The following is a 24,984-nucleotide window of genomic DNA, read 5'->3' on the forward strand; positions in this document are numbered from 1 at the left end:
TCGATTCTTCGTCAAGCTTCCTAATTTTCAGTCGCTTTTTTTAACGCCCTTAGTATCTTAATCTTACCAACGGAAGTGTGCGAATGCACGGTTAGCTTCAGCCATACGGTGAGTGTCTTCACGTTTCTTAACAGCTGCACCAGTGTTGTTAGCAGCATCCAAGATTTCTTTTGCAAGACGGTCTTGCATTGTGTGTTCACCACGAAGACGAGCGATTGTTACCAACCAACGAAGTCCAAGTGTTGTACGACGTTCTGGACGAACTTCAACTGGGACTTGGTAGTTAGAACCACCAACACGGCGTGCACGTACTTCAAGTACAGGCATGATGTTTTCCATAGCTGTTTCAAATACTTCAAGTGCATCGTTGCCAGTAGCTTCTTTGATTTGCTCAAAAGCACCGTAAACGATTGAAGCAGCTGTACCACGTTTACCGTCAAGCATAACGCGGTTGATAAGACGAGTAACTAGTTGTGAATTGTAAAGCGGATCTGGCAATACGTCACGTTTTGGAGCTCTATTTTTACGACTCATTTCTCTTTATCCCCTTTCCTTATGCTTTTGGACGTTTAGTACCGTATTTAGAACGGCCTTGTTTACGATCGTTAACACCTGCAGTATCAAGTGCACCACGGACGATATGGTAACGTACCCCTGGAAGGTCTTTTACACGTCCACCACGAAGAAGCACCACGCTGTGCTCTTGCAAGTTGTGTCCGATACCTGGGATGTAGGCAGTAACTTCGATAAGGTTGCTCAAACGTACACGAGCGAATTTACGAAGGGCTGAGTTAGGTTTTTTAGGTGTCATTGTTCCAACACGAGTTGCAACACCACGTTTTTGTGGTGAAGAAACGTTTGTTTGAACTTTTTTATGACTGTTGTAACCAACGTTCAAAGCTGGTGATTTAGATTTTTCTACTTTTGATTTACGCGGTTTGCGAACCAATTGGTTAATTGTAGGCATCTACATTCTCCTGTGTTTTTTTATTTTTGGTGATGATACACTTGGTGACAGCTATCATCTGTGTGTACTTTTGCAACATTTGTCAGCACGTCCCTGTACACTCTTGAGAGACCAAAAGTAAAAAGTACCGTCTATTATTGTAACAAAATTTTCCCTTGGTTGTCAAGATATTTTTCTTTTTTATTGTTATTTTTAGCTGGGCGGGTAAGTTCTCAAAGTAATTTCCACTTGCCTTACCAAAGTGGAAATTAGTCTAAAACGGATTTTTATGGTGGAATTAAGTGTGAGACTTTCCGTTCCATCGTTGAGAATATGGGAAAAGGCCCGTCAACGATTTCAAAGGAAATTAAGCGCAATCGCATCATGCATCCAACATCCGTCAAATCTGATTGCACGGATTGCCCACTTCTCAAAAAGCTCCTTATGTCTGTAACAACGCATTTTTTCTCATACTAAAAGCTAGGTTGTGGAAAACTGGAAGTTAGTTTTATATTGAATTGAAATAAGACATGAACAAATCTATTGGGAAAGTCAACTTAATTTCTAGAAATGTTTTAATAGCAACAACGTACTATTCTAGTTTCAATCTGCTATAGAAGTTACCCTTTTCATTCTCTCAAAAGTCAATCATAAAAGAGGAGAAATCGAAGTTTCTCCTCTTCACTGTTTACTATCGAATCAAGTAAATCAAATCGTTACTCATTCACAATTTTTTCATCAACTTTAGGGTTTAGAGTTGTTCCCCAATGTGTAATTGTACGCTGTTGTACTAGTGGTAAGTCTGTGCGGTTGTAAACTGTACGCCATGGTTCCCATACAAGACCCGTCTTTTCTTGAACCTTGATGCGAAGATTACGGACATTTCCTTTAAATTGAATCTCTGTTTGGAAGCCTGAAGTTCTGTTTTTTCCGTTATCTTCCCATTGACGTGAACGGATTTCTGGATTTCCTTGTTCATCATATGTAATTTCATCCCAATAGATGTAGTAACGCGCAACATAAGCACCCTTATGATGAAGTTTCAAGAAGCCATTTTTGTAAGAAGTAACCTTCGTTTCGATATAGTCTGTACTATTTTGTAAAGTTGCTTGGGCATTATCTTTTAGGAAGGCAGTCTTATATGAGATTGGCACAGCTGGACTTTGAGCGCTAAAGTTAGCTCCTTCTCTGATGAGTTCCTTCAAGTTTTCGACTGTTCCTGTGACAACTTTGGCGGCACCGCTAGCATTACCTCCTACAATTACCGCTGTTACAGAAGTATTCTTCAATAGACGGCTCCATTCAGAATTTGGAGCAATTGTTGCGCCTTTGATAACCGCATTGATAGCTGCTTTTAATTCAGTAGACTTACTTGTTGACTCAAACTTAACATAGATTTGACGTCCGTAAGAAACGTTTGATACATATACAGGTGGAGTTTGTGAATCAACGCCTCTCTGTTTTAAATCTTCAGGTGTCACACTCTTGTCAAATACAGCCGCTGGATTGGTCGGTGCATCAAATGTCGCTGTATAGTAGATTTGTTTAAAGTTTACAACTTCAATTTGCTTTTCACCCTTTTGCACAGCCTCAAAGTCAATCTTGAGCGGTGCACCTGCTTTTTCAAAGTCTGCACCAAATTTTGCTTTCAATTGATTCATGCTATAGGCTGTAGTTGATTCATACTGAACACGGGCAGGAACGGAATGGCTAGATGAGTAATTCTTTGTCCATCTTTCAACCAAGGTATTCATCGCAGACTGCATACCACTAGTTGTAGGATCTGCTTCAATTCGGCTGTCAGACTGAATCATACCAGGTAAATCGACGCTGACTGTCCCCTTTGCACGGGCAAGACTAATCAATTCTGGCTGATTTTCTAGCAGATTTTGGTTTGCCTTATACAAGCCACCTAGGAAGACATTTTGATTTCCATTGATGGAAACATCTGCTGTGCCTGTAGAGAGGGTTTTCTTGATTTTTTCTACAACGACAAACTCTCCATTTTGTTCCTTAGCACTTGTGTTGTAGCGATTTTCTAATGTTTCTCCCTTGCGAGTTAAAATATCCAAAGGATTATAAGTTAAGCCAAAAAGGTAGTCTTTCAATGCTGATGTTTGATCTACTACTGGTGCGGTTCTATCCTGTCCAACTTGAGTTGTTGCTGAACGGAATACTTCCACTTCTGCCAAGCTCAATGGAGTATTTTTAGTTTTCAACTCCACTTTTACATAACGAGCGTCTTTGGCGGTGAAGAAAACTTCAAGTTCTGCCTTCCCATTCAAACTATCAAAGTGTTGACGAGCAACTTCTTGTTTTGCTTCATTTAACAAAACAACATCAAAATTGGAAAGACGATTAGCTACATTCCCATCTCCACGATTGTAAAGTTTAACTTTTCCAACATTCTCTGTTTTTCCAAGATCAACTTGCCACCAAGCATTGTCTTCAAAGTTTGTATGCGTTACAGAATGGTGCCCATAGTCACTATCAACATTACCATCCACTGCTCGTGTAGCAGCTCCTCCATAAGCAGTAGAACTTTGACTAGCTTGTTTTCCACGAGCGATGTTTTCTGTCTCAACTGGACGATTCCCTTGCTCTGTAGCCAAAGCTACTCCCTGAGCGTTCAATAAAAAGGCCGCAACAACAGCACTACACACACCGAGTCCACACTTTTTGACAAAGCGATGCAAACGTTTTTCTTGATTCATTCCTTATTCCTCCGTTTTTAAATGAATACGTTTTCCTATTTGTCTATAGTTTATCAAATTTCAAGTAAAAGTCAAGCACAAATCAGCAAAAAAGTCAAGAAAATAAGAAGAAAACGTTTGCTGAATTTTTCTGATATTTTCTTTAGATTTCCAGTAAATACTATAGTTTGGAAACTAGATAAAACTTGAGAAGCGCTAGCTTTTTCTCTTCCTATTTATAGTTTCGCTAGATGAACTTTTTAAAGAAATATTAGAGAGCAATTTCTGAATAAAAATAGCTGGGAACACATCATCTTCCTAATAATACGGCTTGTCTTATGTGACATTTTTATCTCCATCATTTATACTGATATATAAAATAATACGGAAAACTTCTCAAAAGTAAGAATTTCTTTTACAAACCAAAGAAAACGCTTGCATATTGTTTTACTACATGCTATACTGATATAGAAATTTATTGATTGGAGAATCATTATGAGAAAAACACCAGCTCAAACTGAGAAAAAAATGGTCTACAGCATCCGTTCCCTCAAGAATGGAACTGGTTCTGTCCTTATCGGCGCAAGCCTTGTCCTACTTGCTATGGCTACGCCAACTATCTCAGCCGACGAAAGTACAACAACCACTAACGAACCCAGCAACGGAAATACAACCATCCTTGCCCAACCTCTTACTGATACAGCAGCTGGCTCTGGTAAGAAGGAAAGTGATATTTCTTCACTCGAAAATGCAAACGCTTCCCTAGAGAAAGCAGAAGAAAAACCTGCAACAGATCCAACAACTCCTGTTGCAAGCCCAGCCGATTCAGCACCACAAACTGGACAAGATCGTTCAAATGAGCCAACTACTTCTACTAGTCCAGTAACGACTGAAACTAAGGTAGAAGAGCCAATCGAAGACAACTACTTCCGTATCCATGTCAAAAAACTTCCTGAAGAAAACAAGGATGCTCAAGGACTCTGGACTTGGGATGATGTTGAAAAACCTTCTGAAAACTGGCCTAACGGAGCCTTGTCCTTCAAGGATGCTAAAAAAGACGACTACGGCTACTACCTAGATGTCAAATTAAAGGGAGAACAAGCTAAGAAAATTAGCTTCCTCATCAACAATACAGCTGGGAAAAATCTAACCGGCGATAAATCTGTAGAAAAACTGGCACCAAAGATGAATGAGGCTTGGTTGGACCAAGATTACAAGGTTTTCTCTTACGAACCACAACCTGCAGGAACTGTTCGCGTCAACTACTACCGCACAGATGGCAACTATGACAAGAAATCTCTCTGGTACTGGGGAGATGTGAAAAATCCAAGTAGCGCTCAATGGCCTGACGGAACAGACTTTACGGCTACAGGTAAATACGGTCGCTATATCGACATTCCTCTTAATGAAGCTGCGAGAGAATTTGGATTTTTGCTATTAGATGAGAGCAAACAAGGAGACGACGTGAAAATCCGTAAAGAAGATTATAAGTTTACAGATTTGAAAAATCATAGCCAAATTTTCCTAAAAGACGATGACGAATCGATTTACACAAATCCATACTATGTCCATGATATCCGTATGACAGGAGCCCAACACGTAGGCACTTCTAGCATTGAAAGTAGTTTTTCAACACTTGTTGGTGCTAAAAAAGAGGATATCCTCAAACACTCCAACATCACTAATCACCTGGGAGACAAAGTAGCTATTACTGATGTTACAATCGATGAAGCTGGTAAGAAAGTGACCTACAGCGGAGATTTCTCTGACACAAAACATCCTTATACCGTTAGCTACAACTCTGACCAATTCACTACCAAAACAAGCTGGCGTCTGAAAGATGAGACTTACAGCTATGATGGTAAACTTGGAGCTGATCTTAAAGAAGAAGGAAAACAAGTTGATTTGACCCTTTGGTCACCAAGTGCTGATAAGGTTTCTGTCGTTGTCTACGACAAGAATGACCCTGACAAAGTAGTTGGAACTGTCGCTCTTGAAAAAGGGGAAAGAGGAACTTGGAAACAAACTCTAGACAGCACAAACAAACTCGGAATCACAGATTTCACTGGATACTACTATCAATACCAAATCGAGCGTCAGGGGAAAACTGTTCTTGCACTCGATCCTTACGCTAAATCTCTTGCTGCTTGGAACAGCGATCTTGCAAAAACAGACGCTTCCCATAAAGTGGCTAAAGCCTCCTTTGTAGATCCAGCTAAACTAGGACCTCAAGACTTGACTTATGGTAAGATTCACAACTTCAAGACTCGTGAAGATGCCGTTATCTACGAAGCTCATGTGCGTGACTTCACTTCAGATCCTGCCATTGCAAAAGACTTGACCAAACCATTTGGTACCTTTGAAGCCTTCATCGAAAAACTAGACTATCTCAAGGACTTGGGTGTAACCCATATCCAGCTCCTTCCAGTCTTGTCTTACTACTTTGTCAATGAATTGAAAAACCATGAACGCTTGTCTGACTACGCTTCAAGCAACAGCAACTACAACTGGGGATATGACCCTCAAAACTACTTCTCCTTGACTGGTATGTATTCAAGCGATCCTAAAAATCCAGAAAAACGAATCGCAGAGTTTAAAAACCTCATCAATGAGATCCACAAACGTGGCATGGGAGCTATCCTGGACGTAGTTTACAACCATACAGCCAAAGTCGATATCTTTGAAGACCTAGAGCCAAACTACTATCACTTTATGGATGCTGATGGGACACCTCGAACTAGCTTTGGTGGTGGACGTTTGGGAACAACCCATCATATGACCAAACGACTCCTAGTTGACTCTATCAAATATCTAGTTGATACCTACAAAGTTGATGGATTCCGCTTTGATATGATGGGAGACCATGATGCAGCTTCTATCGAAGAAGCATACAAGGCTGCACGCGCCCTCAATCCAAACCTCATCATGCTAGGTGAAGGTTGGAGAACCTATGCTGGTGATGAAAACATGCCTACTAAAGCTGCTGACCAAGATTGGATGAAACATACCGATACTGTCGCTGTCTTTTCAGATGACATCCGTAACAACCTCAAATCTGGTTATCCAAACGAAGGTCAACCTGCCTTTATCACAGGTGGCAAGCGTGATATCAACACTGTCTTTAAAAATCTGATTGCTCAACCAACCAACTTTGAAGCAGACAGTCCTGGAGATGTCATCCAATACATCGCAGCCCACGATAACTTGACCCTCTTTGACATCATCGCTCAGTCTATTAAAAAAGACCCAAGCAAGGCCGAGAACTATGCTGAAATCCACCGTCGTTTGCGACTTGGAAATCTCATGGTCTTGACTGCTCAAGGAACTCCGTTTATCCACTCTGGTCAGGAATACGGACGTACCAAACAATTCCGTGATCCAGCCTACAAGACTCCAGTAGCAGAGGACAAACAACCAAACAAATCTCACTTGTTGCGTGATAAGGATGGCAATCCGTTTGACTACCCTTACTTCATCCATGACTCTTACGATTCGAGTGATGCTATTAACAAGTTTGACTGGACTAAGGCTACAGATGGAAAAGCATATCCTGAAAATGTCAAGAGCCGTGACTATATGAAAGGGTTGATTGCCCTTCGTCAATCTACAGATGCCTTCCGACTTAAGAGTCTCCAAGATATCAAAGACCGTGTCCACCTCATCACTGTCCCAGGTCAAAATGGTGTAGAAAAAGAGGATGTAGTGATTGGCTACCAAATCACTGCTCCAAATGGAGACATCTATGCAGTCTTTGTCAACGCTGACGAAAAAGCTCGCGAATTTAATTTGGGAACTGCCTTTGCACATCTAAGAAATGCTGAAGTTTTAGCAGATGAAAACCAAGCAGGGCCAGTCGGAATTGCCAACCCTCAAGGACTTAAATGGACTGAAAAAGGCTTGAAATTGAATGCCCTTACAGCTACTGTTCTTCGAGTCTCTCAAAATGGAACTAGCCATGGGTCAACCGCAGAAGAGAAACCAGACTCAACCCCTTCCAAGCCTGAACATCAAAATGAAGCTTCTCACCCTGCACATCAAGATCCAGCTCCACAAGCTAAACCTGATTCTACTAAACCATCTGCAACAGTAGCTGATGCAGAAAATAAACCTAGCCAAGCTACAACTGGTTCACAAGCTGAGAAGCCACATAAGGACAGTAATACTCAATCACTTCCAGCTACTTCTACACAAGCTATTGTAACTTCCTACACCCCAGCTTATACAAATAAGAAATCGGAAACTCCAAATCAGACAACTAAAGCTAGTTGGAAACAAGAAAATGGCATCTGGTATTTCCATAAAGCAGACGGTTCTCTAGCTACTGGTTGGATAAAAGATGGAGATACTTGGTATTATCTAAAAGATGATGGCTCTATGGTTACTGGCTGGGTGAAAGATGGTAATGTTTGGTACTTCCTAAATAGTAACGGTTCTATGTCAACCGGTTGGGTTAAGGATGGAGATACTTGGTACTATCTTGAGCCATCAGGAGCTATGAAAGAAAATCAATGGTTTGAAGTTTCTGGCAAATGGTACTATGTTGATTCATCAGGTAAACTTGCAGTTAATACAAGAGTTGAAGGCTATTTGGTCAATGAAAACGGTGAATGGATTAGCTAAAACTGCTACTGTATAACCTTTGCATAGCTAGATATAACTAAGCTCAACGATCACAAACTCCTGTTGGCAGGAATCAGCCTCCTTGCCCTTCTAGGTCTCGGGTTCTTGCTAAAAAATAAAAAAGAGAACTAAACTAGCCCTCCTATAGAAAAATCCCCCAAGCATTAAGTCTAGGGGGATTGATTTTTGTACAATATTTGTGGTTATAATACATTTGATTAGTATTTTTTATTAAGCCTCTTTCATGGCAAAATAAGCCCTGACTTTGGATACTACTTGTGTTCCGAAGAGTTCAATAGCTCTTAGAACTTGTTCATGAGGCATAGAACCAAGCGGTAGATGGAGCATGAAGCGGTCCAATCCTAAATCCTCAATCATACGAATCAATTTTTCTGCCACCTGATCTGGATTTCCCACAAACATGGCGCCATTTGGTCCAACTTGCTCTAAATATTGTTCATAACGCAATTCCTGCCAGTGCGGGCGATCTTTGGAAATAGCATCCACTACTTGCTTGGTCGGATGGAAATAATCTTTCACAGCCTGCTCGCCATCTTCAGCAATCCACCCCCAAGAATGAGCCCCAACCTTTAACTCATTACTGGCATGACCCGCTTCGCTACCAATCTCACGATAAGCCTGAATCAACTTTTTAAAATAACGCGGATTCCCACCAATAATGGCATAGACAATCGGTAGACCTGCCTGAGCAATCTTCACTGTTGATTCGACATGGCCACCTGTCGCTATCCACAAGGGTAATTTGTCCTGAACTGGACGAGGATAAACTTCCTTGCCAGAGATTGTTTGGGTCAATCGCCCTTGCCAGTCTATCCTGGTCTTCTCATTGACTAACTGGAGCAAGTCTAATTTCTCATCAAAAAGGGCTTCGTAGTCTTTCAAATCATATCCAAACAAGGGAAAAGATTCCGTGAAAGAACCCCTTCCAGCCATAATCTCTGCACGTCCATTTGACAAAGCATCGATAGTGGCATACTGTTGGAACAAACGAATCGGATCCATGCTCGAGAGAATGCTGACTGCACTGGTCAAACGGATTTTCTTGGTATTGACTGCCCCAGCTGCCAGGACAATCTCTGGCGCAGATACCGCAAAATCCGCTCGATGGTGCTCACCAATCCCATATACATCCAAACCAACCTTGTCAGCCAGTTCAATTTCTGCCACCAACTGGCGAATACGTTCGGCATGACTGTAAGTTTGTCTAGTCCCTTCAAGCTCCGTTGTTTCCCCAAATGTTGAAATTCCCAATTCTACCATTGTAATTCCCCTTGTCTATCTCTGTCCTTCAATTTGAAAAATTATTCTAACACGAATCTTGAGTACAAGCAACCCATTTGCTCACAAGAAAAAGCCTAGATAACTAGACTTTTTTAGCTTATTCTACCGTTACTGACTTGGCAAGGTTACGTGGTTTGTCCACATCGAGGCCACGGTGGAGTGTTGCAAAGTAAGCGACTAATTGCGTTGGCACAACCATTGAGATTGGTGAGAGGTATGGGTGTACAGTCGTAAGAACGATATCGTCTGTATCTTTGGCAACATTTTCTTCTGCGATAGTGAGAACCTTGGCACCACGAGCTGCCACCTCTTGGATATTTCCACGAGTATGGTTGGCAAGGACTGGATCTGACAAGAGTGCCAAGACAGGTGTTCCTTCTTCAATCAAGGCAATGGTTCCGTGCTTGAGTTCTCCTGCCGCAAAGCCTTCACACTGGATGTAAGAAATCTCTTTGAGTTTAAGGCTTGCTTCCATAGCTACGTAGTAATCTTGACCACGCCCAATATAAAAGGCATTGCGAGTTGTTTCAAGAAGATCACGAACCTTGGCTTCAATGTTTTCTTTCTCTGAAAGAGTTGATTCGATAGACTGAGCTACGATTGACAACTCATGAACCAAGTCAAAGTCTTGCGCTTTAGCATTGCCGTTCGCTTCTCCAACTGCTTTTGCAAGGAAGGCAAGGGCTGCAATTTGTGCTGTATAAGCCTTGGTTGATGCCACGGCAATTTCAGGACCTGCATGAAGGAGCATGGTATGGTTGGCTTCACGAGAAAGAGTTGAACCTGGTACGTTTGTCACTGTCAAGCTTGGGATTCCCATTTCATTAGCCTTAACCAAAACCTGACGGCTATCCGCTGTTTCACCAGACTGGCTGATAAAGATGAAAAGTGGTTTCTTGCTGAGAAGTGGCATACCGTAGCCCCACTCAGATGAGATTCCAAGTTCAACTGGTGTATCTGTCAATTCTTCCAACATTTTCTTAGAAGCAAATCCTGCATGGTAAGATGTTCCAGCTGCAAGGATGTAGATGCGATCTGCGTCTTGAACAGCCTTGATGATAGCTGGGTCTACGACAACTTGACCAGCCTCATCTGTGTAGGCTTGGATGAGTTTACGCATAACCGTTGGTTGCTCATCAATTTCCTTGAGCATGTAGTAAGGATAAGTTCCCTTACCGATATCAGACAAGTCAAGTTCAGCAGTGTAACTAGCACGCTCACGACTGTTGCCATCATAGTCTTGAACTTCCACGCTATCAGCCTTGACGATTACCAGCTCTTGGTCATGAATTTCCATATATTGGTTGGTTTCACGAATCATAGCCATGGCGTCTGAACAAACCATGTTGTAGCCTTCCCCAAGACCAATCAAAAGTGGTGATTTATTTTTAGCCACGTAGATGACTTCAGGATCTTGTGAGTCAACCAAGGCAAAAGCATAAGAACCACGGATAATGTGAAGAGCTTTTTTGAAGGCTTCAAGAACTGACAAGCCATCTTCTTCCGCAAATTTTCCAATCAAGTGAACGGCTATTTCCGTATCTGTTTGCCCTTTGAAGTGGTGACCTGCAAGGTATTCTTCCTTGATTTCAAGGTAGTTCTCAATCACTCCATTGTGAACCAAGACAAAACGTTCTGTCTCAGAGCGATGTGGGTGAGCATTGTCTTCAGTTGGTTTTCCATGAGTAGCCCAACGAGTATGTCCAATACCAGTTGTTCCCTCAACACCAGCTGTCTTGGCAGACAATTCTGCTATACGACCAACAGCCTTGACTAGATGGTTCTCAGCACCACCTAGGACAAAAATCCCCGCAGAATCATAGCCACGGTATTCGAGCTTTTCAAGCCCTTGAATCAAAATATCAGTTGCATTTGTGTTTCCAACAACACCAACAATTCCACACATAGTATATACGACACAGACCAGCTGTGCTTTCTCCTTAAAATTGGTATAGTCTAATTCCTCTTTTATAGAATCAGCAAAAACAGTATATACTTGTTTCTTTCACTTGTCAAGAGTAAAAATTGGTATAGTCGAAATCAACTTCCTGAAATCAAAAAAACTCTGACCAATTAGAACAATCAGTCAGAGTCTTTTTTAAAATCCATTATTGTCGCTTAGTTCCTTGAACCAGTGCCCTGATTTCTTCAGACGACGTTCTTGCGTTTCCAAGTCTAATTCGACCAAGCCATAGCGATTTTTATAGCTATTGAGCCATGACCAGCAATCGATAAAGGTCCAAATTAAGTAGCCCTTACAATTGGCTCCGTCTTCAATGGCACGGTGCAGTTCACGAAGATGACCTTTTACAAAGTCAATACGATAATCATCTTGAATCATCCCATCTTGACGGAATTTTTCCTCTCCTTCAACACCCATACCATTCTCTGTCAACATCCACTCGATATTACCATAATTTTCCTTGATATTTTGGGCAATGTCATAAATCCCTTGCTCATAAATCTCCCAGCCACGATGAGGATTGATTTTACGTCCAGGCATCACATAAGGCTCATAAAAATGTTCTGGCAAGAGTGGACTCTCTGGATGCTTAGCAAATCGAGGCGCCATAACACGCAAAGGTTGATAGTAGTTGACACCAAGGAAGTCCACCGTATTTTCACGAATGAGCTCCAACTCCTCCTCTGTAGCATCAGGCAAGAGACCGTATTCATGTAAGATTTCTACCAACTCCTGTGGATAAGTCCCCAAAACAGACGGATCTAAGAAAGATTGGGCCTGAAAAAGGTCCGCAATACGAGCAGCTTTGACATCAGCAGGATGCTGGCTACGTGGATAAGCCGGTGTCAAGTTGAGGACAATTCCAATCTTAGCATCAGGCAAGAGTTCATGACAGACCTTGACCGCCCGACTGCTGGCCAATTGTGTATGATAGGCTACTTTAACTGCCGCCTCTGCATCCACCTTATGTGGATAATGGGCATCGTAAAAATAGCCAAATTCTACAGGAACGATGGGCTCGTTAAAGGTAATCCATTGATCCACTAAATCTCCATAAGTCTCAAAACAAAAACGAGCATAGTCTTCATAGGCTGAGACAGTCGCCTTATTTTCCCAACCATCACCATCTTCTTGAAGGGCAAAAGGCAGATCAAAATGGTAAAGATTGACTAAAAGACGAATCCCTTTAGCCTTAATACCTTCAAAAACCTTACGATAAAAATCCACACCTTGAGGGTTGACTTTTCCGCGCCCTTGTGGAAAAATCCGTGACCACTGAATAGAAGTCCGAAAGGCCGTGTGACCAGTTTCTAACAGTAGCTCAATATCCTTTTCCCAGTTTTCATAAAAGGTCGATGTCTTATCTGGACCAATTCCATTATAGTAACGATTTGGCTCCACTTGGTACCAATAATCCCAGAGATTATCTCCCTTACCGTCACCAGCTACACGTCCTTCTGTTTGTGGTCCAGAAGTAGAGGAACCCCAGACAAAATCCTTTGGAAATCTTAGCATACATTTACCTCTTTATCTACTCATTTTTCCCATTATACAGAAAAAACAAGGTAAAAACTAGTTACATTTTTTCCTTGTTTTTCTTCTGATTATAGTTTTTATTTCTTGCTGAGAATTTCAAGCGTTTCAAGCACGTTATCTGCATGAACCTCGATGGTGTCACCAGTCGCTTTAATCTTCACTTCTACGATGCCATCGGCTGCTTTCTTCCCAACAGTGATACGGATTGGCAATCCAATCAAGTCGCTATCGCTGAATTTAACACCAACACGTTCGTTACGGTCATCTGTCAAGACTTCATAACCAGCTCCCATCAAGCTTGCTTCAAGCTTTTCTGTCAGGGCTTGTGCTTCTTCATCCTTGACATTAACAGTGATCAAGTGCACATCAAATGGCGCCAATTCTTTAGGGAAGTTGATTCCCCAAGCGTAACGGTATTCACCTTTTGGCGTTTTGTTAACAAAGAGGCGAGCGTGTTGCTCCATCACTGCTGAAAGGAGACGGCTGACACCGATACCGTAACATCCCATGATAATTGGCACAGCACGGCCATTTTCATCCAAAACATCTGCTCCCATACTTGCTGAATAGCGAGTGCCGAGTTTGAAGATGTGACCAATTTCGATACCACGCGCAAAGTTAAGGACACCTTGTCCATCTGGAGAAATTTCACCCTCACGAACTTCACGGATATCCACATATTCTGCAGTAAAATCACGGCCTGGGTTCACACCAGTCAAGTGGTAGCCATCTTCGTTAGCACCGACAACTGCATTGCGAACATCTTGCACCTTACGATCTGCAATGATTTTAACATTCTCTGGCAAACCAACTGGTCCAAGTGAACCAAATCCTGCTTGAACAACATTTGCCACTTCTTCTTCACTAGCAACGTCAAAGAAATCTGCTCCCAAGTGGTTTTTCAACTTGACTTCGTTGAGTTGGTCATTTCCAACTAGAAGGGCTGCAACAAGCTCACCATCTGCCATGTAGAAGAGGGTTTTAATTGTTTGTTCTTCTGGAACATTGAGGAAGGCTGCAACTTCATCAATTGATTTAACATCTGGCGTTGCAACACGAGTCACTTCTTCTTCAGTGACAACACGGTTGCTTGGTTTGTACTCGTTTGTTGCCATTTCCAAGTTAGCCGCATAGCTAGACTCACTTGAGTAAGCAATGGTATCTTCACCAGAAACCATCCATTTGAGCAATTCTGCCTTGATTTCTTCTTGCACTTCTGCAGGAATTTCGTCAAATGAGGCAACCGACTTGTCCAAGACAACCCAGCGGTCAAGGTCTGTACGAGCAGGTGTAATGGCCATAAATTCTTGGCTGTCCTTACCACCCATGGCTCCACCGTCACCAATGATAGCCTTGAAGTCTAAGCCACTACGAGTGAAAATACGCTCATAGGCAGCCTTATACTCATCATAAACACTGTCCAAGCTATCATAGTTAGCGTGGAAACTGTAAGCATCCTTCATGATAAACTCACGTGTACGGAGAAGTCCATTACGTGGGCGTTTTTCATCACGATACTTAGGCTGGATTTGATAAAGGTTAAGTGGCAATTGCTTGTAAGACTTAACAGAATCACGGACAATAGCTGTAAAGGTTTCTTCGTGAGTTGGACCTAGAATGAAGTCTGATTTTTCACGGTTTTTTAGTTTGTAAAGGTCTTCACCATAAGTTTCGTAACGACCTGATTCGCGCCACAATTCTGCACTAAGAAGGGCAGGAGCCAACATCTCAACGGCACCAATCTTGTCGAATTCTTGGCGCATGATATTTTTAGCTTTTTCAATCACACGATTAGCAAGTGGTAGGTAAGAATAAACACCTGCTGAGACTTGACGAACATAACCAGCTCGTAACATAAGAGCATGGCTGATAACTTGAGCATCGCTTGGCATTTCGCGAAGCGTTGGGATAGGCATTTTACTTTGTTTCATAATATTCCTCGATTATCTAAAAAAGAGTCGCATGATGTCATTCCAAGTCACAGCAATCATCAAGACAACCATGATGACCACTCCGGCCAAGGTGACATAGGTTTCAATTTCTTGTTTTAATGGTTTACGGCGAATGGCTTCCAGGATATTGAGCACAATCTTACCACCATCCAGGGCTGGAATCGGAATAAGATTAAAAATCCCAATATTGATGGAAATCATTGCCAAGAAGTACAAGACATTCTCAATTCCATTTTTAGCAGCATCACTACTTGCCTTAAAGATGGCAACAGGTCCACCTAGCTTGTTCAAATCCGGTTGGAAAATCAGGTTTTTCAGAGCTGAGAGAATTCGTAGAGCCGAGTCAGCAGCAGTTGTAAAACCACCTACAAACATGGATAGAAAATCTGACTTAATCCCCGGTTGAACACCTAGAAGGTAACAGCCTTGACTTTCTTCCGGTGCAACAGTGACTTGTTTGTCACTACCATTTTCAGAAATAGTCACATCCAAGGTCGGGGCCGTCTTATCTTTAGTTTCTGTTTCCACAGCCTGGATCAAGCTTTCCCAGTTGCTAATCTCATGTGAACCAATCTTGGTAATCTGAGCCGTTTCTGGCACTCCTACCTTAGCCAAGGCCCCTTGGGGCATGACATGGAACTGATTGGTATCAACATCTCTGACACCACCCTGCATGAAGATTAAAATCCAAAAAACAACGACACCTAAGATAAAGTTATTCATAGGTCCTGCAAAGTTGGTAATCAGTTTCCCCCAGATAGTTGCATTTTGATATTGCACATCTAAAGGTGCAATCCGAACCTCAGTACCATCTGCTTCCACAACCGTTGCATCGTGATCTACTGCAAATATTTTTTCTTCTTCCAGAACCAATCCTTTGATAAAGAGCTTGTCTTCAAAATCAAACTGGGTCACCTGCATAGGGAGGGCCGTTTGATCCAATTTTTTACCTGAAAGATTGATGCGTTTAACCTTACCATCATCAGTAAGCGTCAAACTGACAGGAGTTCCTGTCTTAATTTCAGTTGTATCATCACCCCAACCGGCCATGCGAACATAGCCACCCAGAGGTAAGATTCGAATGGTGTAGGCCGTTCCATCCTTGCCAATGTGAGCAAAGATTTTAGGTCCCATGCCAATGGCAAATTCACGCACTAGAATCCCTGATTTCTTGGCAAAGTAGAAGTGTCCGAACTCGTGCACTACCACAATAATCCCGAAAACCAGAATAAAGGTTAAAATTCCGAGCATAGTATTTCCTCCGTCTTTTGATTAAAAGAGTCCAAACAAGTGCATGATTGGAAATACAAGCAACATACTATCGAAACGATCCAAAACACCACCATGTCCAGGGATAAATTTCCCAGAATCCTTAACACCAAAGTGACGCTTAATCGAGCTTTCTAGTAAATCACCAAATTGTCCAGCAATGCTAAAGAAAATGGCAAAGACTGACATCTTGTAAATTCCATACGGAAGAGCAACTGTACTGTCAAACATCATAAAGATGATGGTTACTAAAATAGCGCCTAAAATACCACCCAAGGCACCCTCAAGGGTTTTATTAGGAGAAACTGTCGGAGCTAATTTTCGTTTACCATAGTTCATCCCAACAAGATAGGCACCACTGTCGGTCGCCCAGACAATACACAAGGCCAAAAGCGCCTTGTCTAAACCTGCAACACGAGCATCTAGTAAAGCATTAAATCCAAAGCCCACGTAGAAACTCATAGCAAGCGGGAAAACAGCATCCTCAATCGTATAGGACTTGCTAAAAACAGTCGTTCCTAACATGATTGAAATCAAAACACTATAAGCAGCAACATTCCCATCAACTGGTAAAAAAGTCAGGTAATTCTCCAAGGGAATGGTCAAGGCAAAGGTTGCAAAGAGGGTCAAGAGGCCCTCTATCGTCATGGTCTCTAGACCTCTCATCTTCAAAAGTTCATGCATGGCTAGCATGGCTATGATTCCAATTGCTATCTGCAGCAAGAGTCCCCCAATCATCAAAATTGGTAGGAAAATAGCCAGGGCAATCCCTGCAAACAAGGTTCTTTTTTGTAAATCCTGAGTCATATTTCCTCCTAAACTCCTCCAAATCGGCGATGACGACGATTATAGGCAAGAATGGCTTCCTGCAAGGCCGCCTCGTCAAAATCAGGCCATAAGGTGTCCGTAAAATAGAGCTCACTATAGGCTCCCTGCCATGGAAGGAAATTGCTCAAACGCAATTCTCCACTAGTACGGATAATCAAGTCTGGGTCTCGTAACTCCTTAGGCAAATGCTGGGTGAAGAGATAGTTGCCAATCAATTCCTCTGTGATGTCACCTGGGTTGATTTTGGCATCTAACACATCCTGAGAAATCAACTTAAGAGCCTGTGTAATCTCAGCACGTCCACCATAGTTGAGGGCAAAATTAAGAATCAAACCGGTGTTGTTCTTAGTCAATTCCTCAGCCTTGGTCAGAGCTTCAAAAGTTTGCTTAGGCAGGCGGTCTGTCTCCCCAATCATTTGAATCTTAACATTATTTGCATGCAATTCCGGGACATAATTATCATAAAACTCTACTGGCAAGTTCATGATAAACTTGACTTCCTGATCTGGACGGGTCCAATTTTCCGTAGAAAAAGCATAGACTGTAATAACCTTAACGCCTAGTTTGTTGGCTGCCTTGGTCACAGTTTGCAATGCTTCCATGCCCGCCTTGTGTCCAAAAACTCGCGGTTGCATACGTTTTTTAGCCCAACGGCCATTGCCATCCATGATGATGCCGATATGAGCAGGAACCTGTGTCGGAACCTCTACTTCCACAGCCTTATCTTTCTTAAAAAATCCAAACATGATCTTATTCCTATTCAAAAATCTATCGTTTCATTATACCATATTTCCCTATTTTCTTCTATCACTAAGCTATTTATACTCTTCGAAAATCAAATTCAAACCACGTCAGCTCTATCTGCAACCTCAAAACAGTGTTTTGAGCAACCTGCGGCTAGCTTCCTAGTTTGCACTTTGATTTTCATTGAGTATTATTCTCAGGCACCAAGCCCATTTTTCAAAAAAATAAGTCGCCTGATTGGGCGACTCTATTTTTTATTAGGGAGATTATTATGAAAAAGTTTTAGGAGTTTAAGTTAAGGTCTTCTTAACTTATGGACTTAGTATACACTTCCTAGCTTAAAGTTTCCTTAATTATTTTTAAAAATCAAATTTTTCCATTTCTCCTGCCAATTTTTCTTGGATAGACGTGTTCGATAAAGTTCCATTCGGTCTTCATTTTCTAAGAAATGAGGAGTTGGACGAACTTGAAAATTCAAAATATCCTCCAAACCATAAGGTGCATAGAGTTCAAAATCTAATTCTTCATTCAAGCGTAGTCCAACAGCCGTACATCGTTCTGGATACTTACTCATAGCATCACAAGAGCTGCTATAGGGAGCAGTATGAGGGCTGTGCTGGTGCATATAGACTTGATTTTTCAATTCCCACTGGTACTGAGGGAAGTCCTCTCTCAGCTTTTTCTCTAGGGACAAGGTTTCCTCATAAGAAATATCTGGATCAAAGAAAATAACATCTACATCTGTTTCACAGTCAAAAGGGGATTTGTCTGACAAGAGATTCCAGATAAAATTTCTGACAGAACCCGCTGCCAACCAGGAATCTGTCAACTCCAGGTTTCGGATGATAGTCAGAATAGCCATCATATCTGGATTTTTTCTAAAAGCCTCTAGAATTTCTTGCTTATTTTTCATTGTACTCATACCCCAAATGCTCATATGCCTTAGCAGTCGCCACCCGTCCAGACCGTGTCCGCATGATAAAACCTTTCTGGATTAGGTAAGGTTCGTACATATCCTCAACCGTCTCACGCTCTTCTGCTATGTTAACAGAAAGAGTTCCTAGACCAACAGGGCCACCACCGTACATCTCAATCATGGTCCGAAGGATTTTTTGGTCCACATAGTCCAAACCTTCATGGTCAACATCCAGCATGGTCAAAGCCTTATCGGTAATAAGATCATCGATCACCCCATTCCCCATAATCTGGGCAAAATCTCGCACGCGCTTGAGGAGACGATTGGCAATACGAGGGGTTCCACGGCTACGTAGGGCTAACTCAGATGCTGCCTCATGAGTGATTTCCATCTCAAAAATATCTGCCGTCCGCTCAACAATTTCCGTCAAGTCAGCATGAGCATAATACTCCATATGACCTGTAATCCCAAAACGTGCCCGTAGTGGATTTGAGAGCATACCTGCCCGAGTCGTCGCACCAATCAAGGTAAAAGGTGGTAACTCCAAATGAACACTGCGACTGCCTTCACCAGCACCAATCATGATATCAATGTAGAAGTCCTCCATAGCACTATAAAGCACCTCTTCCACCGACATGGGCAAGCGATGAATCTCATCAATAAAAAGGACATCCCCAGGCTCTAAGTCATTCAAAATCGCTACCAAATCACCGGCTTTTTCAATGACTGGACCCGAAGTCTGCTTGAGATTGACACCTAGTTCGTTGGCAATAACAAAAGCCATGGTCGTTTTTCCCAAGCCTGGAGGGCCAAATAAGAGCACATGATCCAGCGCTTCATCCCGCATTTTGGCAGCTTCGATAAAGATTTGGAGCTGATCCTTGACCTTGTCCTGCCCAATATATTCACGTAAGTACTGAGGACGGAGCGTGCGTTCTACTAACTCCTCATCCCCCATTATCTCATTATCTAAAATTCTACTCATAGCTCTATTATATCAAAAATCCAAGCCACAAACAAAAAAGCCACCCGGTTGGGTGACTCCTGAGTTTGGCACTTATGTGGTATAATATTCTACGGCACTGCTACACCGCCTGCGAAAGGAGGTGAATTAGCCCATGATGGATACAATACTTAAAACTATCATCGGACCAATTGTGGTCGGTGTCGTTCTTCGATTAGTCGATAAATGGCTAAACAAGGACAAATAGTGTCAAAAAGACCCCAAGCTTATTTGGACGTGAGCTTGGGGTCTTTTCTAGCCTATGATATAGACACAATACTTAATTCTCTTTTATTATCCCATAGTTCACAAAATTTGTCAAAACTTTACATCCTCTTTAACCGCTGTACGACAAGACGTTCAAGATTAAGCGAAAGTTATCGGAAAATGATGTTTAGAAAACTCCCGAAAAGCCTGAAATAGAGCCAAAAAACTCCACCTGATTGGGTGCCTCCCGAGTTTAACATTTATGTGGTATAATATTATACGGCACTGCTACACCGCCTACGAAAGGAGGTGAGATAGCCCATGATGGAATTAGTACTCAAAACTATCATCGGACCAATTGTGGTCGGTGTCGTTCTTCGCTTAGTCGATAAATGGCTAAATAAGGACAAATAGTGTCAAAAAAGACCCCAAGCTTATTTGGACGTTAGCTTGGGGTCTTTTCTAGCCTATGATATAGAACTAGTACTCAATTCCTTTTTATTATCCCACAGTTCACACATTTTGTCAAAGGTTTACACCCTAAGCTTCTCAAACTTTAACCGCTATACAACAATATGATGACTCACTCCTTGACAACCAAGAACATTATTAAAGTAGTTCTAACCCTTCAATTCACAGACACTTGCAATCAAATTGAGGTTGAAGTAACTGAAGCGACAACAGACCTATTTCTTAGTCATATTCGCTAAAAAAGTCCCCCTCCAATTCCCCGACCAAAATCAGAAAAATACCGAAAAATATCGAAAAATGATTTTTAGAATAGTCCCCAAAAGCCTGAAATAGAGCCAAAAACTCCACCTGATTGGGTGGAGTTAAGGGAGATTATTATGAAAAAGAAAAGTTTAGGATTTTATTAAATAAAGTTAGGAGGTCTTTATTTAGTAACTATATGATACAAGACAAAGCTTAAAACTAGCTTAACTTTTCTCAAATTTTACTATTTTGCAAAAAAAATCTATCACCATCACCTATCCACGAAAAAGCCACCTGATTGGGTGGCTTCATTAGGAGATTATGATGAAAAAAGTTTTAGGATTTCATTAAATAAAGTTAGGAGGTCTTTATTTAATGACTATATAATACTAGACCATCCTTAAACTTTGCTTAATAAAAAAACAAGTTTTATGATTTTTCTCGATTCATCCAAGTCATTCCTATACAATTATAGGTGGATAAGATTTCAAAGCCCATAGAACGATAGAATCCCAAGGTTCTTTCTGTCTGGTCTGTCACCAGCTGGACTTGATAGGCATCTTTATAATCCTCTAAAGCCTCTTTTATCAAGGCACCACCAATCCCTTGACGCTGATAGATTGGTAAAACAATTAAATCCTGAACCAATACTGATGAGAATCCATCTCCAACCAAACGAATCAAGCCCACCACAGCATCGCCATCAAGTACCACATAAATCGCTAATGAATGAGATAAGGCCTGCTCCAGCATCTGAGGTTGATGGGTATAATTTGTCCAACCGACAGCCTGATAGAGATGCAAAACATCCTCTAGCTTGACAATTTCTTGCTTTTTAATAGTAATCATCTCAACACCTCTTAAAGCTCTCTCAAGCTCTTGTACTGCTGTCCATTTTTGTCAAAATTTTCAGGACGCAACCATATTTCTAAACGAGATTTGACTTTAGGCCAGTCCTTATCAATCATAGACAACCAATCCGTATCCCTCGTACGCCCCTTATAAACCACTGCCTGACGGAAGGTTCCTTCGTAGACAAATCCCAAACGCTCCGCAGCTCGTCTTGATGACATGTTAAGAGCATCGCATTTCCACTCATAGCGACGATAGTTCAGCTCCTCAAAGACATAGCAAGCTAAGAGATACTGGGCTTCGGTTCCTATCCGTGTCCCCCTGAGCTCTGGAGAAAAAGTGACAGCTCCCACTTCTATTACTCGGTTATTCTGGTCAATGCGCATGAGAGAAAAAGTTCCCAAAGCCTTACCAGTTGCCTTGTCTATGATTGCATAGTAAAAACGGTCCTTACGAGCTAACATCTGATTTAAAAGGGTAACCAGCTCCTCCATATCTGCTACTGGCTCCTGAAAAAGATAGGTCCACATCTCCCGAGGCGTATCAGAGCCATAAACAGCTAATAAATCCTCCGCATGCTTTTCCACTGAAAGAGCTTCTATTCGAGCATAACGCCCTTCTAAGAAATCAATAGAAGGCAGTGCACCGGGTGTATAACCTTCCATTGACTCACCAATCATCTGACCATATTCATTTACTGGCATAGCATTCTCCTTGTTTCGCTTTTCAAACTTTATAGTTGCCCATAGTATACCATACTTTCATAAGAAGATTCAAAAAATCCTCCAGATTCTACTCTGAAGGATTCCTATCTTATTTCACAACAATATTCACAAGCTTGTTAGGTACCGCAATCACTTTCACGATTTCCTTACCGTCAATTTCTGCTTTGACTTTTTCATCAGCGAGAGCAATTTCTTGCAATTCTTCGTGTGATAGGTCTTTAGCGACCATGAGTTTAGCACGGACTTTTCCTTTGATTTGGACAACGATTTCGATTTCGTCTTCAACTAATTTGCTTTCATCCCAAGTTGGCCAAGCCACGTAAGAGATTGACTCACCTGTTGCTGCAACAGTTTGCCAAAGTTCTTCTGCCAAGTGAGGTGCAAATGGGGCAATCAATTGGATAAATCCTTTGGCGTAGTCAACATAGAGCTTGTCTTCCTTGTTAGCCGCGTTTACAAAGACCATAAGTTGGGCAATAGCTGTGTTAAATTTGAGGGACTCAATTTGTTCAGTGACAGCTTTGACCGTTTCGTTGTAGACCTTGTCAAGAGCGCCATTGTTTTCCGCAAGGATTTCTTTACTTGTAATCAAACGATAAACACGGTCAAGGAATTTACGGCTTCCTTCCAGACCTTCTTCAGACCAAGCAATCGAAGCATCAAGTGGTCCCATAAACATTTCATAGACACGAAGGGTGTCAGCACCATATTGTTCCACAACATCGTCTGGGTTAACAACGTTCTTGAGGGATTTAGACATCTTGGCTGGCGCTTGCTCCAACTCTTCTCCTGTTTCTACATGGAAGAAAGATCCATCACGTTTTTCAACCTTGTCAGTCGCTACAAGAGCACCACGGTGGTCACGGTAACTTGTGCCCAAAATCATTCCTTGGTTAAAGAGTTTTTGGAATGGTTCCTTAGTCGGAACAACACCGAGGTCATAGAGGAATTTATGCCAGAAACGAGCATAAAGCAAGTGAAGAACGGCATGCTCTGCTCCACCCACGTAGATATCCACTGGCAACCATTGTTTGAGAAGGTCCTCATCAGCCAATTTCTCAGTATTGTGTGGATCAATATAACGGAGGTAATACCAGCTTGAACCTGCCCATTGTGGCATGGTGTTGGTTTCACGACGACCTTTGACACCATCTTCACGAGTCACTTCAAGCCAGTCTGTCAGGTTAGCTAGTGGACTTTCCCCTGTACCTGAAGGGCGGATGTCCTTGGTTACAGGCAAGACAAGTGGCAATTCACTTTCAGGAACAGCTGTTGAAGTTCCATCTTCCCAATGGATGATTGGGATTGGTTCACCCCAGTAACGTTGACGGCTAAAGAGCCAGTCGCGGAGACGATAGGTAACTTTCTCTTGTCCACAACCTTTTTCTTCTAACCAAGCCACAATCTTGGCAATAGCATCTTCTTTGTTCAATCCATCTAGGAAGTCTGAATTGACATGAAGGCCATCTTCTGTGTAGGCAGCTTCTGCTACATTTCCACCTTCAAGTACTTCTACGATTGGAAGGGCAAATTGTTTGGCAAATTCCCAGTCACGTTGGTCATGGGCAGGAACAGCCATAACGGCACCTGTTCCGTAACTAACAAGAACATAGTCGGCAATCCAGATTGGAATTTCCTTACCATTGACAGGGTTGATGGCATAAGCACCAGTCCAAACACCAGTTTTTTCTTTGGCAAGGTCTGTACGAGCCAAGTCAGACTTAAGGCTAGCTTGGCGTTTATAGTCTGCTACTGCCTCTGCTTGCTCTGTGCTTGTGATGGCATCTACTAGTTCATGCTCAGGAGCCAAAACGGTGAAAGTTGCACCGAAAAGAGTATCAGGACGAGTTGTAAAGACTGTGAATTCCTTATCTGTTCCCTTAACTTTAAAAGTTACATTAGCACCAGTTGATTTCCCAATCCAGTTGCGTTGCATGTCCTTGATAGACTCTGGCCAATCTAGTTCATCTAAGTCATTGAGCAAGCGCTCTGCATAGGCCGTGATTTTGAGCATCCATTGGCGCATTGGTTTGCGGACAACTGGATAGCCTCCACGCTCAGAAGTTCCATCAGGAAGGACCTCTTCGTTGGCGATGGCTGTTCCCAATTCCTCCACCCAGTTTACTGGCACTTCCGCTTCATAGGCCAAGCCTTTTTCGTAAAGCTTAGTGAAAATCCACTGCGTCCATTTATAGTAGTTTGGATCTGTTGTATTGACCTCACGATCCCAGTCATAAGAAAATCCAAGCGCATTGATTTGGCGTTTGAAGTTAGCAATGTTCTCAGCTGTAAATTCTGCTGGGTCATTACCAGTATCCATAGCATATTGCTCTGCAGGCAAACCAAAAGCATCCCAACCCATTGGGTGAAGGACATTGTAGCCTTTCGCACGTTTGTATCGGCTGAGGATATCCGTTGCGGTATAACCTTCTGGGTGTCCTACGTGCAGACCAGCTCCAGACGGATAAGGGAACATATCAAGAGTATAAAACTTAGGTTTTGATGCATCTGTTCCTGTCTTAAAGGTATGATGTTCTGCCCAGTAGCCCTGCCACTTAGGCTCAATTTCTTTATGATTATAAAAACTCATGGTCTCTCTCCAATTTTGTGATGTTACTATTATACCATTTTTGAGGGAATTTGGTCTCGTTCTATTCTATACTTTTCTATTTTACCTTGCTCTAAAATTTTTAAACTGCTATACTTATAACAGA

General features: G+C 42.0%; 19 protein-coding genes and 1 pseudogene. 5 read left to right on the forward strand and 15 right to left on the reverse strand.

The genetic code is table 11. The annotated features are described in order from the left end of the window. Positions 1 to 63: 63 nt before the first annotated feature. Both rpsG and rpsL read right to left on the reverse strand, forming a co-directional pair. Entirely contained in the window at positions 64 to 534 is a 471-nt protein-coding gene (rpsG, locus tag SP4011_RS10005) for a 30S ribosomal protein S7 (protein WP_000087873.1), read from the reverse strand. A gap of 19 nt (positions 535 to 553) precedes the next feature. Next, positions 554 to 967: a 30S ribosomal protein S12 gene (gene rpsL / locus SP4011_RS10010; protein WP_001142332.1), complete on the reverse strand. Its 414-nt coding sequence runs from the start codon at positions 965 to 967 to the stop codon at positions 554 to 556. Positions 968 to 1,252: 285 nt separating this feature from the next. On the opposite strand from rpsL, the pseudogene SP4011_RS10015 reads away from it, so the two are divergent. After that, a pseudogene (locus SP4011_RS10015) lies at positions 1,253 to 1,404 on the forward strand (IS30 family transposase); the annotation flags it as partial. Between the two features lie 258 nt (positions 1,405 to 1,662). Here the strand turns inward: SP4011_RS10015 and SP4011_RS10020 are convergent. Beyond that, complete coding sequence (locus SP4011_RS10020) at positions 1,663 to 3,660, reverse strand: thiol-activated cytolysin family protein (RefSeq protein WP_338619193.1); 1,998 nt, start codon at positions 3,658 to 3,660, stop codon at positions 1,663 to 1,665. Between the two features lie 474 nt (positions 3,661 to 4,134). Here SP4011_RS10020 and SP4011_RS10025 point away from each other — a divergent pair, with 474 nt between their 5' ends. Next, positions 4,135 to 8,259 carry a pullulanase gene (locus tag SP4011_RS10025; RefSeq protein ID WP_338619195.1) on the forward strand — a complete coding sequence of 1,375 codons (4,125 nt, stop codon included), beginning with the start codon at positions 4,135 to 4,137 and terminating at the stop codon, positions 8,257 to 8,259. 60 nt (positions 8,260 to 8,319) lie between these two features. Further along, positions 8,320 to 8,391, forward strand: a complete 72-nt coding sequence (locus SP4011_RS11465) for an LPXTG cell wall anchor domain-containing protein (protein WP_173277222.1) — start codon at positions 8,320 to 8,322, stop codon at positions 8,389 to 8,391. 99 nt (positions 8,392 to 8,490) lie between these two features. Here SP4011_RS11465 and SP4011_RS10030 read toward each other — a convergent pair whose 3' ends face one another. The 9 genes from SP4011_RS10030 to ruvB all read right to left on the reverse strand — a co-directional run bounded on the left by SP4011_RS10030 (position 8,491) and on the right by ruvB (position 19,754). After that, entirely contained in the window at positions 8,491 to 9,540 is a 1,050-nt protein-coding gene (locus SP4011_RS10030) for an LLM class flavin-dependent oxidoreductase (protein ID WP_262081903.1), read from the reverse strand. 118 nt (positions 9,541 to 9,658) lie between these two features. Further along, positions 9,659 to 11,467: a glutamine--fructose-6-phosphate transaminase (isomerizing) gene (gene glmS / locus SP4011_RS10035; protein ID WP_173253785.1), complete on the reverse strand. Its 1,809-nt coding sequence runs from the start codon at positions 11,465 to 11,467 to the stop codon at positions 9,659 to 9,661. 192 nt (positions 11,468 to 11,659) lie between these two features. Continuing rightward, the gene (bglA, locus tag SP4011_RS10040) at positions 11,660 to 13,039 is read right to left on the reverse strand and encodes a 6-phospho-beta-glucosidase (RefSeq protein ID WP_338619198.1); all 1,380 of its coding nucleotides are present in this window, start codon (positions 13,037 to 13,039) and stop codon (positions 11,660 to 11,662) included. Between the two features lie 98 nt (positions 13,040 to 13,137). Then, a complete protein-coding gene (locus tag SP4011_RS10045; protein ID WP_338619199.1) occupies positions 13,138 to 14,991 on the reverse strand; it encodes a proline--tRNA ligase in 1,854 nt (617 codons plus the stop codon). 12 nt (positions 14,992 to 15,003) lie between these two features. Beyond that, positions 15,004 to 16,263, reverse strand: a complete 1,260-nt coding sequence (rseP, locus tag SP4011_RS10050; protein ID WP_338619200.1) for an RIP metalloprotease RseP — start codon at positions 16,261 to 16,263, stop codon at positions 15,004 to 15,006. A 21-nt stretch (positions 16,264 to 16,284) separates the two neighbouring features. Further along, positions 16,285 to 17,088, reverse strand: a complete 804-nt coding sequence (locus SP4011_RS10055) for a phosphatidate cytidylyltransferase (protein WP_338619201.1) — start codon at positions 17,086 to 17,088, stop codon at positions 16,285 to 16,287. An 8-nt stretch (positions 17,089 to 17,096) separates the two neighbouring features. Beyond that, complete coding sequence (locus tag SP4011_RS10060; RefSeq protein ID WP_000466722.1) at positions 17,097 to 17,855, reverse strand: isoprenyl transferase; 759 nt, start codon at positions 17,853 to 17,855, stop codon at positions 17,097 to 17,099. Between the two features lie 347 nt (positions 17,856 to 18,202). Further along, positions 18,203 to 18,775, reverse strand: a complete 573-nt coding sequence (locus tag SP4011_RS10065; protein ID WP_338619204.1) for a nucleotidyltransferase family protein — start codon at positions 18,773 to 18,775, stop codon at positions 18,203 to 18,205. Continuing rightward, the gene (gene ruvB / locus SP4011_RS10070) at positions 18,756 to 19,754 is read right to left on the reverse strand and encodes a Holliday junction branch migration DNA helicase RuvB (protein WP_004242086.1); all 999 of its coding nucleotides are present in this window, start codon (positions 19,752 to 19,754) and stop codon (positions 18,756 to 18,758) included. Before ruvB ends, SP4011_RS10065 begins: the two co-directional genes overlap by 20 nt. A gap of 133 nt (positions 19,755 to 19,887) precedes the next feature. Between ruvB and SP4011_RS10075 the strand changes: the two genes are divergently transcribed. Both SP4011_RS10075 and SP4011_RS10080 read left to right on the forward strand, forming a co-directional pair. Then, positions 19,888 to 19,980 (forward strand): type I toxin-antitoxin system Fst family toxin, encoded by a 93-nt coding sequence (locus SP4011_RS10075; RefSeq protein WP_000969509.1) that lies wholly within the window; start codon positions 19,888 to 19,890, stop codon positions 19,978 to 19,980. 320 nt (positions 19,981 to 20,300) lie between these two features. Then, positions 20,301 to 20,393 carry a type I toxin-antitoxin system Fst family toxin gene (locus tag SP4011_RS10080; protein WP_000970382.1) on the forward strand — a complete coding sequence of 31 codons (93 nt, stop codon included), beginning with the start codon at positions 20,301 to 20,303 and terminating at the stop codon, positions 20,391 to 20,393. 729 nt (positions 20,394 to 21,122) lie between these two features. Here SP4011_RS10080 and SP4011_RS10085 read toward each other — a convergent pair. The 3 genes from SP4011_RS10085 to leuS all read right to left on the reverse strand — a co-directional run bounded on the left by SP4011_RS10085 (position 21,123) and on the right by leuS (position 24,860). Next, positions 21,123 to 21,542: a GNAT family N-acetyltransferase gene (locus tag SP4011_RS10085; protein ID WP_338619207.1), complete on the reverse strand. Its 420-nt coding sequence runs from the start codon at positions 21,540 to 21,542 to the stop codon at positions 21,123 to 21,125. 11 nt (positions 21,543 to 21,553) lie between these two features. Then, positions 21,554 to 22,249, reverse strand: a complete 696-nt coding sequence (locus SP4011_RS10090) for a GNAT family protein (protein ID WP_338619208.1) — start codon at positions 22,247 to 22,249, stop codon at positions 21,554 to 21,556. 109 nt (positions 22,250 to 22,358) lie between these two features. Beyond that, positions 22,359 to 24,860: a leucine--tRNA ligase gene (gene leuS, locus SP4011_RS10095; RefSeq protein ID WP_338619210.1), complete on the reverse strand. Its 2,502-nt coding sequence runs from the start codon at positions 24,858 to 24,860 to the stop codon at positions 22,359 to 22,361. Positions 24,861 to 24,984 lie beyond the last annotated feature (124 nt).

The sequence above is a fragment of the Streptococcus parapneumoniae genome, from assembly GCF_037076355.1.
GTDB classification, from domain to species: Bacteria; Bacillota; Bacilli; order Lactobacillales; family Streptococcaceae; genus Streptococcus; species Streptococcus parapneumoniae.

Bases quoted from the DNA above. Each gene is read 5' to 3' on its own strand.
- rpsG (WP_000087873.1), bottom strand. From the start codon at position 534: ATGAGTCGTAAAAATAGAGCTCCAAAACGTGACGTATTGCCAGATCCG.
- rpsL (WP_001142332.1), bottom strand. From the start codon at position 967: ATGCCTACAATTAACCAATTGGTTCGCAAACCGCGTAAATCAAAAGTA.
- SP4011_RS10020 (WP_338619193.1), bottom strand. From the start codon at position 3,660: ATGAATCAAGAAAAACGTTTGCATCGCTTTGTCAAAAAGTGTGGACTC.
- SP4011_RS10025 (WP_338619195.1), top strand. From the start codon at position 4,135: ATGAGAAAAACACCAGCTCAAACTGAGAAAAAAATGGTCTACAGCATC.
- SP4011_RS10030 (WP_262081903.1), bottom strand. From the start codon at position 9,540: ATGGTAGAATTGGGAATTTCAACATTTGGGGAAACAACGGAGCTTGAA.
- glmS (WP_173253785.1), bottom strand. From the start codon at position 11,467: ATGTGTGGAATTGTTGGTGTTGTTGGAAACACAAATGCAACTGATATT.
- bglA (WP_338619198.1), bottom strand. From the start codon at position 13,039: ATGCTAAGATTTCCAAAGGATTTTGTCTGGGGTTCCTCTACTTCTGGA.
- SP4011_RS10045 (WP_338619199.1), bottom strand. From the start codon at position 14,991: ATGAAACAAAGTAAAATGCCTATCCCAACGCTTCGCGAAATGCCAAGC.
- rseP (WP_338619200.1), bottom strand. From the start codon at position 16,263: ATGCTCGGAATTTTAACCTTTATTCTGGTTTTCGGGATTATTGTGGTA.
- SP4011_RS10055 (WP_338619201.1), bottom strand. From the start codon at position 17,088: ATGACTCAGGATTTACAAAAAAGAACCTTGTTTGCAGGGATTGCCCTG.
- SP4011_RS10060 (WP_000466722.1), bottom strand. From the start codon at position 17,855: ATGTTTGGATTTTTTAAGAAAGATAAGGCTGTGGAAGTAGAGGTTCCG.
- SP4011_RS10065 (WP_338619204.1), bottom strand. From the start codon at position 18,775: ATGAGTACAATGAAAAATAAGCAAGAAATTCTAGAGGCTTTTAGAAAA.
- ruvB (WP_004242086.1), bottom strand. From the start codon at position 19,754: ATGAGTAGAATTTTAGATAATGAGATAATGGGGGATGAGGAGTTAGTA.
- SP4011_RS10075 (WP_000969509.1), top strand. From the start codon at position 19,888: ATGATGGATACAATACTTAAAACTATCATCGGACCAATTGTGGTCGGT.
- SP4011_RS10080 (WP_000970382.1), top strand. From the start codon at position 20,301: ATGATGGAATTAGTACTCAAAACTATCATCGGACCAATTGTGGTCGGT.
- SP4011_RS10085 (WP_338619207.1), bottom strand. From the start codon at position 21,542: ATGATTACTATTAAAAAGCAAGAAATTGTCAAGCTAGAGGATGTTTTG.
- SP4011_RS10090 (WP_338619208.1), bottom strand. From the start codon at position 22,249: ATGCCAGTAAATGAATATGGTCAGATGATTGGTGAGTCAATGGAAGGT.
- leuS (WP_338619210.1), bottom strand. From the start codon at position 24,860: ATGAGTTTTTATAATCATAAAGAAATTGAGCCTAAGTGGCAGGGCTAC.